Annotated in this window: 15 protein-coding genes; 13 read left to right on the forward strand and 2 right to left on the reverse strand. The window is 41.6% G+C overall.

Features of this window, described 5'->3' with window-relative positions; translation table 11 throughout:
* The first annotated feature begins 18 nt into the window (after positions 1-18).
* The 7 genes from nuoH to ACQ2HE_RS11360 all read left to right on the forward strand — a co-directional run bounded on the left by nuoH (position 19) and on the right by ACQ2HE_RS11360 (position 7,450).
* Positions 19-1,080: an NADH-quinone oxidoreductase subunit NuoH gene (gene nuoH / locus ACQ2HE_RS11330; protein WP_430899410.1), complete on the forward strand. Its 1,062-nt coding sequence runs from the start codon at positions 19-21 to the stop codon at positions 1,078-1,080.
* Positions 1,081-1,141: 61 nt separating this feature from the next.
* Positions 1,142-1,696: an NADH-quinone oxidoreductase subunit NuoI gene (nuoI, locus tag ACQ2HE_RS11335; protein WP_430899408.1), complete on the forward strand. Its 555-nt coding sequence runs from the start codon at positions 1,142-1,144 to the stop codon at positions 1,694-1,696.
* 34 nt (positions 1,697-1,730) lie between these two features.
* On the forward strand, positions 1,731-2,234 hold the full coding sequence (locus ACQ2HE_RS11340) for an NADH-quinone oxidoreductase subunit J family protein (RefSeq protein ID WP_430899406.1): 504 nt from the start codon (positions 1,731-1,733) through the stop codon (positions 2,232-2,234).
* A gap of 32 nt (positions 2,235-2,266) precedes the next feature.
* Positions 2,267-2,596, forward strand: coding sequence for an NADH-quinone oxidoreductase subunit NuoK (nuoK, locus tag ACQ2HE_RS11345; protein ID WP_430899404.1), 330 nt, complete (start codon positions 2,267-2,269; stop codon positions 2,594-2,596).
* 24 nt (positions 2,597-2,620) lie between these two features.
* The gene (nuoL, locus tag ACQ2HE_RS11350; RefSeq protein ID WP_430899402.1) at positions 2,621-4,504 is read left to right on the forward strand and encodes an NADH-quinone oxidoreductase subunit L; all 1,884 of its coding nucleotides are present in this window, start codon (positions 2,621-2,623) and stop codon (positions 4,502-4,504) included.
* Positions 4,505-4,584: 80 nt separating this feature from the next.
* A complete protein-coding gene (locus ACQ2HE_RS11355; protein WP_430899400.1) occupies positions 4,585-6,051 on the forward strand; it encodes a complex I subunit 4 family protein in 1,467 nt (488 codons plus the stop codon).
* 19 nt (positions 6,052-6,070) lie between these two features.
* The gene (locus ACQ2HE_RS11360) at positions 6,071-7,450 is read left to right on the forward strand and encodes an NADH-quinone oxidoreductase subunit N (RefSeq protein WP_430899398.1); all 1,380 of its coding nucleotides are present in this window, start codon (positions 6,071-6,073) and stop codon (positions 7,448-7,450) included.
* 317 nt (positions 7,451-7,767) lie between these two features.
* Here the strand turns inward: ACQ2HE_RS11360 and ACQ2HE_RS11365 are convergent, their stop codons facing one another.
* Positions 7,768-9,048: an ABC transporter permease gene (locus ACQ2HE_RS11365; RefSeq protein WP_430899396.1), complete on the reverse strand. Its 1,281-nt coding sequence runs from the start codon at positions 9,046-9,048 to the stop codon at positions 7,768-7,770.
* A 92-nt stretch (positions 9,049-9,140) separates the two neighbouring features.
* Positions 9,141-11,693 (reverse strand): zinc-dependent metalloprotease, encoded by a 2,553-nt coding sequence (locus ACQ2HE_RS11370; protein WP_430899394.1) that lies wholly within the window; start codon positions 11,691-11,693, stop codon positions 9,141-9,143.
* A gap of 304 nt (positions 11,694-11,997) precedes the next feature.
* Here ACQ2HE_RS11370 and ACQ2HE_RS11375 point away from each other — a divergent pair, with 304 nt between their 5' ends.
* The 6 genes from ACQ2HE_RS11375 to ACQ2HE_RS11400 all read left to right on the forward strand — a co-directional run bounded on the left by ACQ2HE_RS11375 (position 11,998) and on the right by ACQ2HE_RS11400 (position 19,253).
* On the forward strand, positions 11,998-12,858 hold the full coding sequence (locus tag ACQ2HE_RS11375) for a MotA/TolQ/ExbB proton channel family protein (RefSeq protein WP_430899392.1): 861 nt from the start codon (positions 11,998-12,000) through the stop codon (positions 12,856-12,858).
* A gap of 133 nt (positions 12,859-12,991) precedes the next feature.
* Positions 12,992-13,663, forward strand: a complete 672-nt coding sequence (locus tag ACQ2HE_RS11380; RefSeq protein WP_430899390.1) for an ExbD/TolR family protein — start codon at positions 12,992-12,994, stop codon at positions 13,661-13,663.
* A gap of 31 nt (positions 13,664-13,694) precedes the next feature.
* A complete protein-coding gene (locus tag ACQ2HE_RS11385) occupies positions 13,695-14,234 on the forward strand; it encodes an ExbD/TolR family protein (protein ID WP_430899388.1) in 540 nt (179 codons plus the stop codon).
* A 58-nt stretch (positions 14,235-14,292) separates the two neighbouring features.
* On the forward strand, positions 14,293-15,120 hold the full coding sequence (locus ACQ2HE_RS11390) for an energy transducer TonB (RefSeq protein WP_430899386.1): 828 nt from the start codon (positions 14,293-14,295) through the stop codon (positions 15,118-15,120).
* A 456-nt stretch (positions 15,121-15,576) separates the two neighbouring features.
* Positions 15,577-16,962 (forward strand): tRNA uridine-5-carboxymethylaminomethyl(34) synthesis GTPase MnmE, encoded by a 1,386-nt coding sequence (mnmE, locus tag ACQ2HE_RS11395; RefSeq protein WP_430899384.1) that lies wholly within the window; start codon positions 15,577-15,579, stop codon positions 16,960-16,962.
* Between the two features lie 566 nt (positions 16,963-17,528).
* On the forward strand, positions 17,529-19,253 hold the full coding sequence (locus ACQ2HE_RS11400; RefSeq protein ID WP_430899382.1) for an AAA family ATPase: 1,725 nt from the start codon (positions 17,529-17,531) through the stop codon (positions 19,251-19,253).
* Position 19,254 lies beyond the last annotated feature (1 nt).

Consider the following 19,254-nt stretch of genomic DNA (forward strand, 5'->3'; position numbering starts at 1 on the left):
AACTCATAATTTTTAGAAATGCATTCTTCTTTATTAGTTGTAGACTGGTTTTTTTTATTGGAGAAGCTGATCATGATCATTGCGATCGTATCAGTATCGTTGGTAATTGCGATGTACGAAACCTATTTCGAGCGTAAAATTGCTGCATACTTGCAAGATCGCCGCGGACCTAACCGTGCCGGTCCATTCGGATTGTTGCAACCGCTTGCCGATGGTTTGAAATTGTTCATGAAGGAAGAGATCATTCCAAACACTCCCAATAAGTTTTTGTTCATTCTGGGTCCTTGTTTGGCGATGTTAACTGCAATGATGACTTCAGCGGTAATTCCCTGGGGTGGTACCATTGATGTGTTTGGTCGACCTGTAAGTTTACAAATTGCAGACATCAACATAGGTATCCTCTTCATTTTTGGTGTAGTGAGCATGGGTGTGTATGGTATCATGATCGGAGGTTGGGCTTCAAATAACAAATTCTCCTTGTTAGCTGCTTTGCGCGGTGCCTCTCAAGTAATCTCGTATGAACTTCCCATGGGCTTGTCGCTCATTGCTTTGTTGTTCATTACAGGTTCATTGAAAATGAGTGCCATCGTTGGAGGTCAATTGGATCAACTGTATAATATCACGTATCAGCCATTGGGCTTCCTTATTTTCTTTATCTGTGCATTGGCTGAGTGTAACCGTACTCCCTTCGACTTGCCGGAAGCTGAGAATGAATTGAACTTTGGTTACCACCAAGAGTACTCTTCCATGAAATTGGGATTCTATCTATTCGCTGAATACATCAATATGTTCATAAGTAGTGTGGTAATGGCTACCTTGTTCTTTGGAGGTTACGACATTCCCTTTGTGAACGATGCAGCCCTGGGTCAATCAATAGGTGCGAACTGGTTAGCTGTATTGGAAGCGATTTCCTTGATTGGAAAAGTGGCCATCTTCATCTTTACATTCATGTGGATTCGTTGGACCATTCCACGTTTCCGTTACGATCAGTTGATGAACTTAGGTTGGAAAGGATTGATTCCTTTAAGTTTGATTAATATGTTGATCACAGCAGCGGTAGTTTTGTGGCTGAAAAAGTAAGAGAGAATAAGATCAAAAAAATATATTTGCACACTTTTCAAAGAGTATAAAACGCATTGATATGCAATCATTAACAAGTAGAGCAAAGCAGGTAGATCGCAGTCCGATGACCGTAGTAGAGCGCCTGTATCTCTGGAACATCTTTAAAGGCATGTGGATCACGTTGAAGCACTTCTTCAGAAAGAAGCCAACCATTCACTATCCTGAAGAGAAGAGACCATTCAGCCCTGTATTTAGAGGATTACATATTTTGAATAGAGACGAAGAAGGAAGAGAGCGTTGCACGGCCTGCGGTTTGTGTGCCGTTGCTTGTCCTGCAGAGGCCATTACCATGGAAGCAGCAGAGCGCGTAAGTGGTGAGGAGAACAAATACCGTGAAGAGAAGTATGCGGCTCGATATGAGATCAACATGCTTCGTTGTATTTTCTGCGGATTGTGTGAAGAAGCCTGTCCGAAAGATGCGATTTATTTAAGTGAAACCTTTGCTCCGGCAAACTATCAGCGTAAAGGATTTATTTACGGAAAAGATGATTTATTGATTCCGCATCCGAAAGAGAATCCTGAAGAATATCAAAAAGCAGTGGGTAGCCGTGCGAAAGCTCCTGCCAACGCTTAATTTAAATTGTAGAAAAGACTAACCGAAGCATACAATGAGTGCAACACAAATTTTATTCTGGTTTTTAAGTGCATTAGCAATTGTTAGTGCATTATCGGTAGTGATCAGCAAGAACCCTGTTTACAGTGTGCTTTCTTTGATCATTACGTTCTTCGCTGTTTCCGGTCACTATATTTTATTAAACGCTCAATTCATCGGTATTGTTAACCTGATTGTGTATGCAGGTGCCATCATGGTACTCTTCCTGTTTGTGATCATGTTGATGAACTTGAATCAAGACAATGAACCACAGAAAAACAAATGGTTGAAAATGGCCGGCGTAGTTTCAGGTGGTTGCTTGATGTTGGTATTTGTTGCCGCTTTCAAAACTTCTGAGGTAAATGGAAAGATCGCTCAAACCATCGATGGAAACATTGGATTAACAGAAACATTGGGTAAAGCCCTTTTCAACGAATACGTTGTTCCTTTTGAAATTTCCAGCATTCTGTTTTTGAGTGCCATGGTAGGCGCAGTAGTAATTGGAAAGAAAGGAGACTAGTCATTTATTCAACTAACTAAGAAAACAACAACATGAACATAGAATATTACATCTACCTCGCGCTGGCTTTGTTCAGCATTGGTGTGGTAGGAGTGCTCACTCGCAGAAACGCTATCATCATTTTCATGTGTATTGAATTGATGCTAAACGCAGCCAATTTGCTGCTCGTGGCTTTTTCAAAAATGCATCATGGAATTGGCGCGGCCACTAATCCTACGGCCGGTATCGACGGACAATTATTTGTTTTCTTCATCATGGTGGTTGCTGCCGCAGAAGTAAGTGTGGGCTTGGCAATCATTGTAATGATGTACCGCAATATTCATTCTGTTGACATTAATTTCTTAAACCGGTTGAAGCACTAAGCTTTCACCATTGGCATATAGATTATGAACACTATTTTTGAATTGGTTTGGTTAATACCCGCACTTCCATTAATTGGATTCTTCATCAATGGTTTGCTGCGCAATCAATTACCAAAAGCAATCAGCGGTTTGGTTGCCTGCGGCGTATTACTCGGTTCTTTTGTTTTGAGCGTGCTGGTATTTTTACAGGTGAAAGCAGGAGCCGCTCAAACCGTTCACTTATTCGACTTCATTAATGTAGGAAACCTGAAGATTCCATTCGATTTCAAGATCGATCAATTGTCTTCTTTGTTCCTTTTGATCATTACCGGTATCGGTTTCTTGATCCATTTGTATTCTACTTCATATATGCATGAAGAGACCAACGGACATTTTGCTCGTTATTTCTCTTACCTCAATCTCTTCGTTTTCTCGATGTTGTTGTTGGTAATGGGTGCGAACTATGTAATCATGTTCATTGGTTGGGAAGGTGTAGGTCTTTGTTCTTATTTGCTTATTGGCTATTGGTTCAAAAACGTCAATTATACGGCAGCTGCAAAGAAAGCTTTTGTAATGAACCGAATTGGTGATTTGGGCTTCTTATTGGCATTGTTCATGATGATCAACCAATTTGGCACCCTCACTTATGGTGATGTATTTGCAAAAGCAGGAGAAGCGTCTACTACTATTATCACCGGCATCACCTTATTGTTGTTTGTTGGTGCTACCGGTAAAAGTGCTCAAATTCCTTTGTACACTTGGTTGCCCGATGCGATGGCGGGTCCCACTCCGGTTTCAGCCTTGATCCACGCCGCAACCATGGTAACGGCAGGGGTTTATATGATCGCTCGTAGCCAGGCTTTGTTTGTAATGGCACCGGTTACTACAAATATTATTGCATACATTGGTTTGGCCACTGCTTTGCTTGCTGCAAGCATCGCCATTTACCAAAACGATATCAAAAAAGTATTGGCTTACTCAACCGTAAGTCAACTCGGTTTCATGTTCCTCGCCCTTGGTGTTGGAGCGTATACTACCGGTGTGTTTCACGTGATGACGCATGCCTTCTTCAAAGCCTTGTTGTTCTTAGGCGCTGGTAGCGTAATTCACGCAATGAGTGGTGAGCAAGACATTACCAAAATGGGTGGATTGAGAAAGAAGATCCCCATTACCTATATCACCTTTTTGATCGGTGTATTGGCGATCGCAGGATTTCCTTTCACTTCCGGCTTCTTTTCGAAAGATGAAATTTTAGTAGCAGCCTATGAAAAGAGCCCGATTCTTTTCTGGGGCGGTGTTATTGGAGCCATCATGACAGCATTTTACATGTTCCGCTTGTTGTTCTTGACGTTCTTCGGATCCTTCCGCGGAACACATGATCAAGAACACCATTTGCATGAATCTCCTATCAGCATGACCTTCCCTTTGATGGTATTAGCTGTATTGAGTTTGGTAGGTGGTTTGGTGCAAGTACCTCATATTTTTGGCGGACACCCTTATTTCAATGAGTTTCTTGCTCCTGTTGTAAATTCTGTTGAACATACAGGTATTGAAACCCTTGAATATGCCTTGTTAGGAGGAACTGTGGTTCTGCTTGCAGCGATCATAATTATGACTTTCAAGAAATTCAGTGTGGATAGCGCTGATGGCGAATATACCGGTTTCAAAAAAGTATTGGCCAACAAGTGGTATGTAGACGAAGTTTACGATTTCATCATCGTGAAACCCATTCGTTTTTTAAGCAAAAAGATTTTAGTGTTCACTGAGAACGAAGTAATTGATTGGTTGGTGAATGGAGTAGGACGCAGCGTGCAGTGGACCAGTCGTCAAATTCGTTTGGTGCAAAGTGGTCAAGTAGGAAGCTATGTATTGTTAATGGTATTGAGCATCCTAGTGTTCTTGGGGATTCAGTTATTGACAAAAAAATAAGCAATTGATGCCGTTGTTACGGGATCAATAGGATCAAATAATATTTTCTAATTTAAATGTCCGCGTAAGCGGTTTTGGGAATGATACCAGTTTTATTGATAGTAATTCCGTTATTGAGTGGCCTGCTCGGGTTCTTTATGAAGCAGGAAAAATTGGCAAAAGGCTGGTCCTTATTGTCGTCACTCATTACCATGGCTGTAGCGATCAGTGCCTATTTTACAAAAGATGTGACCTTGCTGAGAAGCACACATGAATGGATTCCTTTGATGGGAAGTAATTTCAGTGTGTCTGTTGTAGATGGTATGGGTCGTATGCTTGCTATTTTAACCGGCATTTCTTTCCCACTTATTTTCCTTGCAACTTATAACACCAATTATACCAATGGCAATCGTTTTCATGCGTTGATGCTGTTGAGCCAAGCAGGTTTGATGGGTGTGTTTGTAGCTACTGATGCAATGTTGTTTTACTTCTTCTGGGAATTGGCTTTGATCCCAACTTATTTCTTGTGCAGCATTTGGGGAGGAGAGAAGCGCATTGCAGTTACGTTTAAATTTTTCATCTACACATTCATCGGTTCTTTACTGATGCTAGTAGGTATTATCTATTTATATTATCTCACTCCCGATCACAGTTTTGCGTTGCAAGCATTCTATGATCTGAAGTTGAACAACGATCAGCAAGGTTGGTTGTTCTGGTTGTTCTTCATTGCGTTCGCAATTAAGATGCCTATTTTCCCTTTCCATACTTGGCAACCCGATGCATATGAACAAGCACCTACAGCCACTACCATGGTTTTAAGTGGTATAATGGTGAAGATGGGTGTATTTGCTATGTTGCGTTGGTTGATCCCCATTTTCCCTGCTGCGTTCTGGAGCTGGGGCGATTTCATTTCTTTCCTCGGCATGTTCGGAATTGTATACGCAAGCTTGTTGGCAATGCAACAAGATGATCTGAAAAAATTGGTAGCGTATTCATCTATAGCCCACATCGGATTGATGGTGTTGGCATTGGTATCTACAACAGACTCCGGTATTCAAGGTGTGATGATTCAAATGTTCAACCACGGTATCAACATCATTGGTATGTGGGTAGTGGTAGCCTTAACAGAGCGTCAATTTGGTACGCGTAAGATTTCTGAATTGGGTGGTATTGCGCAGAAAGCACCGGCACTTACAATTCTATTAGTTGTGATTGCTTTCGCTAACATCGGTTTGCCTTTAACCAATGCGTTCATTGGTGAATTCTTAATGTTTACCGGTGTGTTCACTTCGAATGTATCTCAGTTCAACTATATCTACACAGCAGTTGCAGGATTGGGAATTATTCTTGCCGCCGTGTATACCTTGAACATGATTCAAAAAGTATTCTTCGGTAATACCAACAGCATTACTGCTAATGGGGTTGACATCAGTTTTACCGAAAAGTTAGCATTGTCTGTTCTCGTAATAATCATTTTAGTTGTTGGGGTTCATCCTCAACCAATTTTAGATTTAACGAACGACACAACCTTGTCTATCTTAAATAAAATGATCACCAAACATCCATAAGCAACACAAGATTTAAATTATGAACGCACTTATATTATCGGCTATTTGGGGAGTTGTGATGATGTTCTCCGGAATTTTCACCAAATCGGGTGCTGCTATACGTGGCATTGCGATTACCGGATTGGCATTGTTGTTAGTGGTGAACGTATTGGATTTTCAAGGAACGGCTTTGGTTGACATCAATACCAGAGGCATGTTGGTATACAATACTTTTAGCTACATGTTCCTCAACATTGTTTTTGGTGCCACTTTGCTGTACTTCTTTCTTTCCGGATCGGATATGGAGCGTGTGGGATTGCATTTGGCGGAATACTTTGCTTTGATCTTTTTCATTTTAGCAGGTATTAGCATTGTAGCAAGTTTCCAAACGCTGTTGATGTTATTCTTAGGTATCGAGATCATTTCTATACCATTGTACATCTTAACCGGTAGCGATAAAAGAAACTTGAAAAGCAACGAAGCGGCATTGAAATACTTCCTGATGGGATCTTTCTCAACAGGTTTGATGTTGATGGGTATTGCACTTATTTATGGTTCGAAAGGTTCTTTCTCTTTAGAAACCATTGGAGCCGGCACAGGAGTAATCACTCCTTTATTAGGAGGGGGTATGTTGCTTCTATTGGCTTCTATGAGTTTTAAAGTATCAGCTGCGCCTTTCCACTTCTGGACGCCTGATGTTTACGATGGAGCACCCACAGTGTTTACCTCTTTCATGGCTACCATTGTGAAGGTGGCAGGTTTCTTTGCATTCATTCGTTTGTTTGAAACTTCTTTTGGATCGGTTCAAGCACAGTGGCAATTGTTTGCCGCTATTATTACTGCCGCAACCTTGTTGATCGGTAATATTACAGCGGTGTTCCAACAAAGCGTGAAGCGCATGTTGGCGTATTCGAGTATTGCTCAGGCAGGTTTTATGATGTTTGCCTTGGTGAGTTTGAATGGGAAAGGGTCTGAAGGATTGATCTATTATGCGGCCGCGTATTCTTTGGCTACCATTGGCGTGTTCGCTGTATTGATCAAGTTGAATGATTATACATTTGAAGGATTTAATGGATTGGGTAAATCACATCCATTGTTAGCCGCAACAGTTACCATTTGTTTGTTGAGCTTGGCAGGTATTCCTGCAACCGCAGGATTTATGGCAAAGTTCTACATGTTGAGTGCGGCGGTGGAAAATGGTAAAGTTATTTGGTTGGTGATCTTGGGTGTGTTGTGCGCCGCGATTAGCGTGTACTACTATTTCAGAGTGATCCAAGCAATTTATTTTAAAGACGGTGAACCTCAGGTTGCTGAAGTTTCTACAACTTTTAAAGTAGTGATGGTGTTGATTGCCGTGTTGGTGGTGTACTTTGGTATCTTCCCGCAGCGATTGACGGATTTCTTGTATATGGTTTATTAATAGCGAAGAGCGTTATAATAGGAAGAGCAGGGAGTGGGTTTCTATTCCCTGCTTTTTAATTTTACACAAAGAGCGCAAAGGCCGCAAAGAGTTCGCAAAGAGTCGTGTTCTTCTTTCACCGCAGCGACCACAGCGAATACGCAAAGTGTTCTTTTTACTTGTATTCCGGCTGTTGAATTAATAGTGAGGCTATAGGCTTTAGGCCTTAGGATTTTCACCACAGATACCACAAATTATTACAGATTCCCACAGATTAGCCTCCGATATTCAATCAACCTGACTGCCGGCTGTTCAATTATTAATTATTAATTATTAATTTACTCGTATCGCAACGCCTCAATCGGGTTCAATTTCGAAGCTTTTCTTGCAGGATAGAGGCCTGCGCCTAAACCTGTGAGCGTACAAATGATCACGCCGCCAATGATCCAATTCCAAGGGATCAAGAAGCTAGTGCCTAAGAGGGCTCCGGCGATATTGCCTAAACCGATTCCTAAAATGATGCCGATGCCGGCACCCATTAAACTGATCAAGATAGATTCTATTAAGAATTGATCGCGAACCGTACCTTTTTTGCCGCCGATGGCTTTGATGAGTCCAATTTCTTTGGTTCTTTCAGAAACAGAAACGAGCATGATGTTCATTAAACCAATAGCCGCTCCTAATAAAGTGATGATGCCAATGAATACGGCTGCTGTAGTGATTAATGAGAGGTTTCTGATCAACATTTCTGCGAAGCTGTCACTTTTATCGATCACAAAATTATCGTCTTCTATAGTGGTTAATTTGCGGATAGGTCGGAAGATACCGGTAGCCTGACTAATAGCCGCATCCATCATCTTTAAATCGCCCACTTTCACTTGAATGGCAAAAGTGGCGTTGGGGTTGCTGTTGAAATAACGACGTACGTTGTTGTACGATGTAATAACGATATTGTCTAAACTCATTCCGAATGTAGAACCCTTGGCTTTCAAGGTTCCGATTACACGGAATGGGATGTTGTTTACTTTAATAATTTTCTCGATCGGGCGTTCCAGATTATCGCCAAAGAAACGCGCCGCCACATCTTTACCAATTACGCATACATTGCGTCCGGTACTGATGTCGAGACCTGAAAGATTACGGCCATATTCAACCGTAAATCCATTTTGACTTAAATAGTTTTCATCTCCACCAACCACACGCACGGTTGGATTCGATTTTTTACTTTGGTAGCTCACCACACCATCTCTCACACCAAACATATTGATGCTCACTTCTGCCGGAAAATTGTAGCTGTCTTTGAAGGTCTCTGCCTGAATTTTTGTGATCGGCTTGTTCAGGTTCGACTTCTTTTCTTTTTTCGCTCCTTTCTTTTCTTTCTTCAGGTCGTTGTTGTTTCCACCAAACCCGAAGCGGGGTTCTTTGAAACGTATGGTAAATCCATTGGCGCCCATCGACGAGAAACTCTCCGTGAATTTCTGCTTTACTGCTTCAATGGCGGTATTGATGCCCACGAGGGCCATGATACCAAAAGCAATAATGGAAACGGTGATACCGGTTCTAAGGCGATTGCCGCGAACGGTTCTAAAAGCGAGGGAGAAAGTGTCTTTGAATGCCATGGCTAGTTCTTTTTTTTCTAGGTAAGGTTCTGTTCTGCAAAGTTAGAAGAAAGAACCCTGATGCAGTTGATCAGGGTTCTTTTCAGAGAAAATTATCTTGGATTCAAAATGCGGTCGATGCGCTCGTTCAAATCTTGCAAGTGCATCTTGCTCATTTTGTCGGTATACAAAGGAAGTGCGGCTGCAATTTCTGCTTTCAATTGACGCAAGGTTCCTTTTGCTACTGAATATACATCCGATTTTTTAGGATCGATAGCTGGTCCGAAAGTGATGGTGATACCGCCACCGAGCGATGGAGTTGGAGCCGGGTTGATCAATGCACCCAAACGTTCTACAAAGCTCTTTTGGAGGTTACGACGGTAGTTATCGATCACCTTCTTAGTTGCCAATTCACTGTACAATCCTTTTCTGAGATCGTCCATGTACTCATCAATTTTATATGAAGAAGCATCACGGTTTGCATTCAACACAAAACGTTGAAGGCGGCCGATGCTCAACATAGAACCGAGGAATTGTTCTTGAATGGTAGCAACACGGTCGGTACCGGCCGGATTGTTGATACGCTCTAAAATGGTTTTATCTAACAACCAAGTAGGCGTTTCAAACAATTGCTTTTGCATGAAGGCCATTGCTTCTTTTTGTTGTGCTTTTGGAACAACAGAATACACTGCACCATCTTGATCGGTTGTTTTGTAATCGGTAAACACACCTGCAAGGTTGGTAGCTACGTGACCATTGTAACGAGAGAATTGAGACAATACTTCGTTGTATACTTCAGTAAGGTTCTCATAATTTTCAGCTCTTTCGTTTAACCATCCTTGTAATTTAGGCATCATCCACTTCAAGTTTTTGATACCATATTCACCGGCTTTCATGTTGTTATCACCCAAGCTCTCTGTTTGAGCGCGAGGATCGATACCATCTTGGTGAAGGAAACGAAGGCGGTTATTAGCAAAGCGAGCTTTCACCCACTCATTCAATTGTTGTTTTTCTTGCTCTTCGGTAGCACCATAGATAGGCTTATAACCCCACTCAATGCTCCACAAATCGTAATCACCGATACGAGGGAAAAGACCTACTTGGCTGATACCATCTTCAGGCTGTGCTACATAGTTGAAACGAGCATAGTCCATGATAGAAGGAGTGTGGCCATTGGCTTCTACCCAAGCTTTATCGCGTAATTTTTCAACAGGCACAGATGAAGAAGAACCCATGTTGTGAGGCAATCCTAGTGTGTGACCTACTTCGTGAGAAGAAACGAAACGGATCAATTGACCCATCAATTCATCTTCGAAGTTCGCTGTACGAGCTTTTGGATCACTTGGTGCTGCTTGAATTAAATACCAGTTGCGCAACAAACGCATTACGTTGTGGTACCAGTTGATATGCGATTCAAGGATTTCACCACTGCGAGGGTCGTGAATGTGCGGACCGCTGGCATTGGGGATGTCAGAAGGCTTGTAAACGATGGCTGAGTAGCGGGCATCTTCAAGGCTCCAAGTGCTGTCTTCCTGTTTAGTAGGAGCTAGGCGAGCTTGGATTGCGTTTTTGAAACCTGCTTTTTCGAAGGCTTTCTGCCAATCGTTCACCCCTTGAATAAGGAATGGAACCCATTTTTTAGGGGTAGCCGGATCGATATAATATATAATAGGTTTCGCAGGTTCAACCAATTCACCTTTTTTGAAACGCTCGAGGTCTTCAGGTTTTGGTTCCAGTCTCCAACGAGTGATCATAGAGATGTCTTTAACACCTTGTGGATCAGCGTCGAAATCGGTGTATTCGGTAGTGAAGTAAGCCACGCGGTCGTCGTAGTAACGAGGGCGCATGGGCACTTTCGGAAGGGCTACAATAGAAGTATTGAGTTCGAAAGTAGCATTACCGGTAGGACCGAGGTTGATTCCACCCTGCATCATTTGCGGGTTGGGGAGTTTACCGTAGGTTTTAACGGTTTTGATTTCGGTATTATTAGGGTAGGTTTTTACGTCAACGATATACGATTTATCGCCTTGTACACCACCTACACGTAATGCAGATTTGAAGAAAGAGGCGAAAAAGAGGATATCGTTATCGCCACTGATATAGTCGGTTAGGTCAATTACAGAACCGGTGCTGTCTTTAGAGAACGCTTTGATATCGAAAGCCGCTGCGATGGGCTGGATATTAGAGTTCTGCACGGTTTTGTACATGGGGGAAGTAGAATCTTTTGAGTAAACAGAGAAAGAGATGTTTCTCAAGAAGATTTTGTTATTAGGTCCTTTTTCGAAACGGATCACGTTTTCGTTGATTTCGTCACCGGCGTAGCCGAAGAAACCGGAGCGGGTGTCGATAGGGGCTTTAGAGATACGGCCTACTACAAGGATGTCTCTTCCGAGGAGGGTATCACCGATTTCGAAGAAATAACGGTCGTCTAATTTGTGGACGTTGAACAAACCTTTGCGAGAGATTGCTTTGTCGGTCACTACGTCTTTAAAGGCTTTTGGTCCGGGTTTAGCAGCTGCAGCCGGAGGGGCGGCAGGGCCACCTTGGCCGGGAGTGGGTGCACCACCGGTTTGAGGGGGTCTAGTTTGCGCCAGGGCCGATAAACCGAGGCTGGCAGCAAAAGCTACTAGGGTCAGTTTTCTGGCGAAGCAGATAGAAGTATACATGTTCGAAAAAAATTTAGAAAATGAAGATACAGAAAAGGGAAGGCACGCACGTGTACCGTTTATAGAATAGTAACGAAGGTTAATGTAGGGTATGAACAATCCATTAAGTGTATAAATGGTAATGTTTTTTCAAATCAATTCCCTTAATTTTAAGGCCCATTAAAATTGTGCAATTTCCATTCCTTTGAATCCCATTGAAAAATTTCCGCAAAATTTTGGCGGATAAGGCATTTTTTCAGTAGACTTGTGTGCTCTTAATTTTTTAAAATACAGTTTAAATTTCAAACACTAAAAACAAACGATCATGGCTGAAACAAAACCAACTGCTACTGCATCAAAGAGTAGTACATCTGTTCAACCCAAGAAAAAGAGTAACGCTATCTCGTGGATTGCGCCCGTTATGTGTATCGTCGTAGGATTTATCATTTGGCGTTTCATTTTGGGTAATCCATCAAATTTCACTACACCAGATTTGAATGGTGGTTTCTGGCCTAATCACAAAGGACCTAAGGGCGGATTGGTGAAAATGTACGAGGGTGGTATCATTGTACCGATCCTTATCGCTAGTTTCTTAACTGTAGTTGTATTCGTAATTGAGCGTTTATTGACCATCGTTAAAGCTACCGGTACCGGTAACATTGCTGAGTTCATCCGCAAAGTACAGTACCACTTAGCTAACAAAAACGTTGACCAAGCTATTGCTGAGTGCGACAAGCAAAAAGGTAGCGTAGGTAACGTAATGAAAGCGGGTCTTCGCAAGTACAAAGAAATGATCACTAACACTGAGTTGGATACTGAACAAAAAGTATTGAACATCCAGAAGGAAGTTGAAGAGGCTACTTCTCTTGAATTGCCTATGTTGGAAAAGAACTTGGTATTCTTATCTACCATCGCTTCTGTAGCAACCTTGTTGGGTCTGTTAGGAACGGTATTGGGTATGATCAAGTCGTTCTCGGCTCTTGGTGAAGAAGGTGGTGGTGCTGCTGCTGCTGAATTGTCAAAAGGTATCTCTGAAGCGTTGTACAACACCGCATTGGGTATCGGTACTTCAGCTATCGCGATCATCATGTATAACATCTTTACTACAAAGATCGATGGTATCACTTACGGTATCGATGAGTCTGGTTTCACTTTAACTCAAAGCTTCGCTTCACTTTATAAGTAATCGAAGAATTCCGGATCTGCTCCTAAAGAGTTGGTAATCAGGAATGAGTAAACTCCGAAACGCTGTGAATTACAGTGTTTTATGGAAATGGTGCCGAAAAGCATCTTAATTAAAACTGAAATCAAACTAAATCATGCCAAAAGTTAAAGTACCTCGGAAAAGTACCACGATCGACATGACAGCGATGTGCGATGTAGCCTTCTTGTTGTTGTCGTTCTTCATCTTGACCACAAAGTTCAAGCCTTCAGAGGCTTTGGCGGTAACCACCCCTAAATCGGTGAGTACCAAAGCTGTGGAAGCAAAAGATGCGGTACTGATTACGCTCGACAAAGACGGAAAGGCATATTTTTCTGTATCAGACGAAAATCCAAGTGAGAAAATGGACATCATCGATTATATCGATGAAACCAAATCATTGGGTTTGACCAAGGCAGAAAAAGACGCGTTTGCTAAGAAGAATGCTTCTTACATCGGCGTTCCTTTCAGTCAGCTTAAACAGTTCTTAAACTTATCGACCGAGCAACTTCAGGCTTTCAAAGCTCCCGGAATTCCGGTAACGGATTCTGCCAGCAACGAACTCGTTGAGTGGATGCGTGCTGCTAACACAGCCTTCGCAGGAACCAAAATGAACCTGATGTTGAAAGGTGATAATTCAGCCAAATACCCCGCTTTTAAAGGCATCATTTTCGCCTTTAAAAAGAATGATATCTTCAAATTTTCAATGGTAACCGATCCGGAGAATGCTCCTGTAGGTACCGATTTGTATAAGACTCAGACTAGCGGCGGTAAAAAATCTGAAGAGTAAACAACAGTTATAACCCAAAATATTTTGCGACATGGCAGAAATGGATACCTCGAGTGGGGGTGGACATAAGAAAGGCCCGGGAGTGAAGAAAGGTAAAAAACTTTCTACCCGCGTTGACTTAACCCCCATGGTGGATCTCGGCTTCCTGCTGATCACATTCTTCATCTTCACCACAACCATGAGCCAACCAACGGCCATGCGTTTGTTCTTGCCTAAGGACACTGAAAAGCCCGAAGAGCAGAACAAGGTGAAAGCTTCAGGCGCACTTACCATCATGCTTTCTAAGAATGATGCAGTGTTCTACTATGAAGGTGAATTAGCACCCGATGGTTCAAACTTCAAATCCGCTACATTCAAAGAATTGCGTACGATTATCATCGACAAGAAGAAGTCTACCGATCCTAAGGATTTCGTAGTGGTGATCAAGCCGGGTCCTGAATCTACTTACAAAAACACAGTAGATGCATTGGACGAAATGGCGATCAATGAAGTAAAACGTTATGCTCTGGTTGATATCTCAGATACTGAGCTTGGTCTCATTAAAGCAACTGAGGGAGCTTCTGGAAATTAATGTAAAAAAATGTATGGAAATTGGATGCTCGATGCATCTTAATAACAAATAACGTAACATGGATGTAAATAAAATTTTAAGCGCTGATATCCTCGATATCATCTTCGAAGGAAGAAATAAGGAGTATGGTGCTTATGATCTCCGCAAGACGTACAATAAGCGCCTCGCAACGGCTCTTATTGCAACTGCTGCTCTTTGTTTGCTCCTCTTTGTTGGTTATATCTTGTCGAACACTTTGGCCAATCAAAAGAAAGAAGTGGTTGTTCAAGACGTACAACTGGAAGACATGAAGACAGAAGAGAAGAAAAACGAACCACCTCCTCCGCCTCCTCCCAAACCACCAGAACCACCAAAAGTGGAAATGGCAAAGTTCACACCTCCTAAAATCGTAAAAGATGAAGAGGTTAAAGAGGACGAGAAACCACCTGAAATCGAAAAACTGGAAGACACCAAAATTGGTACAGTTAACCAGGAAGGTATTAAAGATGAAGGTATTGTTGCTCCTCCGGTGGACGACGGAAAGGGTGTAGTTGAAGCTCCTAAAAAGGACGAAGAAGATTACGACAAAACCTTTACGAAGGTGGAAATCGAGTCTGACTACCCCGGAGGTACCAGTGCTTGGGCGCGTTACTTGAACAAAAGTTTGAGATACCCTCAAGAAGCCATCGACAACGAGATTCAAGGTACAGTAGTAGTTCAGTTCATCGTAGATAAAGAAGGAAACGTGAGTGATGTAGAGGCCGTAAGTGGTCCTAACGAACTGAGAGACGAAGCGGTACGTGTAATCAAGAAGAGTGGTAAATGGACTCCCGCCATCCAGAACGGACGTCAGGTGAAATCTTACAAGAAGCAACCGATCGTGTTCCGTTTGGAAACAGAAGGATAAGCGTTAATTAATAATTAAGAATTAATAATTAATAATGAAGGTCTCGCGTTTGCGAGACCTTTTTCTTTAACTAGGATTCTGTAGGATGGGGCGAGATGAGGCGGGATTAATTAAGAATTAAGAAGTAAGAATTAAGAATTGAACAGCGGAGTACAGGAACGAGGATAAGAGGAAACGAGGAAAGACAGGAGGGAAGATAGAGGAAAGACAGAGAGACTGCCAGCGCTGCGTTTTCGCTGCGGACGCTGCGCCGCTGCGGTGAAAAAGAAAGATCGAGAGTCGGGAAATTGGAAAACAGGAAGAATGCAAAACAACCATTCTTCGCGACTCCTTTGCGGCCTCTGCGCTCTCCTGCGGTGAACCTCAAGCAGCGGAGCTGCGCAATACTAAAAAACCTAAAACTTAAAACTTTCCACTCAACTCTCTCTCCCCCCTACTATTTCTTACTTTTGCCCCATGTACGGAAAACTAGCACAATGGGATGATACCATCGTGGCATTGGCCACACCGCCGGGGGTAGGAGCAATTGGAGTGATTCGCGTGAGCGGTCCGGAAGCCTATCCTATTATGGATGCCTTGTTCCCTTCAAAGCGATTGGCCGATCAAGCCTCTCATACGGCCCATGTAGGCGTATTGAAGGACGGTCCGGTAGCGCTCGATGAAGTGGTGCTCACCCTTTTCAAAGGTCCACGCAGCTATACCGGTGAGGATGTAATTGAGATCAGTGCGCACGGGAGTCCCTACGTACAGCAACGCATTATTCAAGCCATTGTAAACAGAGGCGCCCGGATCGCCAAGCCCGGAGAATTCACTCAAAGGGCTTTTTTAAAAGGCAAGTTGGATCTGGCCCAGGCCGAGGCCGTGGCAGACCTCATTGCAGCCAATTCTGAAGCCTCTCAGAAAGCTGCGCTCCATACCATTCGCGGAGGCTTTTCCGCCGAATTAAGGCAGCTACGCAATCAATTGCTCAGTTTTTCGGCTTTGATAGAGCTGGAACTCGATTTTAGTCAGGAAGACGTAGAATTCGCCGACCGCAGTCAGCTCTACACCCTTCTCCGCGAGGCGGACGGCATCACCAAACAATTATTAGACAGTTTCTCTTTAGGCAATGTGATCCGCAACGGGGTAAGTGTAGCCATTGTAGGCAAGCCCAATGCGGGTAAGAGCACCCTGCTCAATGCCTTGCTCAACGACGAGCGGGCCATTGTAAGTGATATTGCCGGTACTACGCGAGATACCATTGAAGAAGTGTTGAATATTGAGGGAGTCTTGTTTCGCTTGATAGATACGGCGGGCATTCGTGAGCACACGGCCGATGTAATAGAAAGCATTGGGGTGGAGCGGAGTATGGAGAAGATCGAGCGGGCCGATGTGGTGGTGGTATTGTTTGATGCGGTGAATGAAACGCCGGCGAGTTTGCAGCAAGACTGGGCATTTTTGGAAGAAAAGAAATCGAAAGTGCTGTGGGTAGGGAACAAGATTGATGCGGGTGAATTGCAGCAGTTGCAGGAGAAGTGGCGGCCATTGTCGCAGGCCTTATTGATCAGTGCCAAAACAAAAAATCAGATCGACCTACTCAAAAAGCGGTTAGTGGATCTCGTTATATCGGGTGCCGTAAATACCGAAGGAACGATAGTGACCAATGCGCGTCACTACCAAGCCCTTCAAAAAGTAGCCCAATCGATCCACGATATTCTTTCCGGTCTTGATCGCGGCCTGCCCGGCGACCTCATCGCCCTCGACATTCGCAGGTGTTTGCATTTCTTAGGAGACATAACGGGTGAGATCACGAATGAGGATCAGTTGGATTATATATTTAGTAAGTTTTGTATTGGAAAGTAAGGGAGAGTTGTTGGGTTTTTAGTTTTTGAGTTGTTGAGTTTTGGGCTGCTTCGATGTTTGGGGTTCAGAGCGGAGGGAAGGAGGGAAGGAGAGGCGCGGCGGGTTTTTGGGGCTTCCTGAAATTCGAAGAGTTTACTCGACCGTAACGGAACAAAGAACGCAACGGTTCGCAACGATTTGGATATTACTCTGCGTTGCTTTATGACTCAGCTCTACTTTTAGACTCAATCAAATTCAGTTCTCCCTCTGCGACTATAGTATGTTCCTCTACGTACCTCTGCGTCTATAGAGGGAATTTTGTACATGTTTCAGGTTGGGAGTAGTTTATAGTGCAACAAAGATAGAAAGCGTTTGAAGTTTTTGCGGAGTTATTCTTTTGGTTTTTCCAACTTGGTCTTCTTGAGTTTTTTGGTACTTACAAATTACTTTTCACAATAAATTGTCTTTATTTAAAATTATTAGTTAACTTACTATCTAGTATATTGATAAATGATAGTGTTATAAAAACTTCGATTTTTTTCGAATAAGTGGGTTAAACTCTTTAGAACTATTTAGAATATCAAAAAATGACAAGCAAAATAGAATTACTGTATATCTATATTTTTGATTTCAAGTCGTTAAAAAACATTGAAATTGTATTGTCAAATAAATTTAAAAAATGCAAATACGATTCTAATAAAAATTCAATTGAATTTGAATATGAACTTGATATTAAAAATTCGATATATGGAAATGAAATTACAAATATTCATGCAATTGTAGGAGCAAATGGAGTTGGCAAATCAACAGTTTTCGATTTCCTTTGCTCTCTCTTGAATGGAGATATTAATTCATCGAGTGGATTCTTGATTTATAGTAATAGTGGAACTGTTTTTACCAATCAGATTAATTTGAATTATAGTAATAACAACTTTGAAATATTCTTTGATGATCTTTTAAAAGACTTTAAGTCCGAAGTAGATACAGTCTTAATAAATTCTAGCTTAGATATAAGTCGCTTGCAAGAAGAACAGATTTCTAAAAAGTATGTAAACGATTTGTCGTTCTCTCAACTAATTGTCAACTCCTCGAAAAAATACTTGCATTTTGAAGATAGTAGTATTAAAAGATTGCCTCTTCAAGATGCTGTGAATTATTACAAGGTTCTTGAGAATAGCCGAATCATTGTAGCTCTTAGCTGGTTGATCGAAAGTGAAAAAGAACTTAATCTCTCGTTTAATTTCCCAACTATTTTGAATATAGAAATTGTAGAAATGCCTAAGGGACAATTTACAGATTTTTATCATAACATAATTGGAGTAATTGAGAGTAAAGTAAAGTCATTTACAGATCTCGATTTTTTCAATAGTAAACTTTTACTTACACATTATTTTTTGATTTTAGAAAATAGGGCTCAATCAAGCACGTTCTTATCATCTTCCGAAATTAAGGATCGGTTACAAAAATTTTTGGCTCTTCTTGGGAATGATATGGAATTGAATAAGATTAAAAAATTTAAGGATTTATACAGATTGATGATTGATACTCTTAAACTCGAAAACGTACTTTTGTTTAGATCTACAGACTTTTGGAGAGTCATTAGGGAAGATAATTTAGGAAATAGCGTTATTGTGTCAAAACGGAACATTCGGTATAGATTTGATGGTAAGAATCAGCAAAATCAATTTATTAGTTGGCTGTTATCTTACTTAGGTCATGCAAGATATATTAGTGCCCTAGAGGTTAAGATTTCGCATGCTGAAAACTTTGAAACATCTTTAAGTGCAGGTGAATATTCACTTCTGAGTTTGTTAGGAAAAGTTTTTATTTCGGGTGAGCAAAAGGATAATATTTTGTTTTTGTTTGATGAAGTGGATATTAATTTGCATCCGGAATGGCAGAGAAAACTGGTTAATATTTTGATTAATGTCATACAGTTAAGATTTTCCGTTAAGAACAGCCAACTAATTTTCACTACTCATTCCCCATTCATATTGTCCGATATCGTTTCCGAAAATGTTTCATATCTCGATAGGGATTCAAGTGGTATTGTTTATTCAAGGAAACCCCAGTCTGGTGTAACTTTCGGGGCTAACATATATAAGATGCTTAGTGATAGTTTTTTCATGAAAGAAGCATTTATCGGTGATTTTGCGGTACACTTTATAAGAGAAATAATTGAAGAAATTAAACATTATAAAGGTAAAGAAAGTGAGAAAGAAGATAGTATCCGATACAAAATTAACCTTATATCTGACGATATAATTCGACTTACATTAAATGATATGCTGGATTCAAAAACAAATACTTAGT

The organism is Endoryza foliicola (genome assembly GCF_050589245.1).
Taxonomy (GTDB): domain Bacteria; phylum Bacteroidota; class Bacteroidia; order Chitinophagales; family Chitinophagaceae; genus Endoryza; species Endoryza foliicola.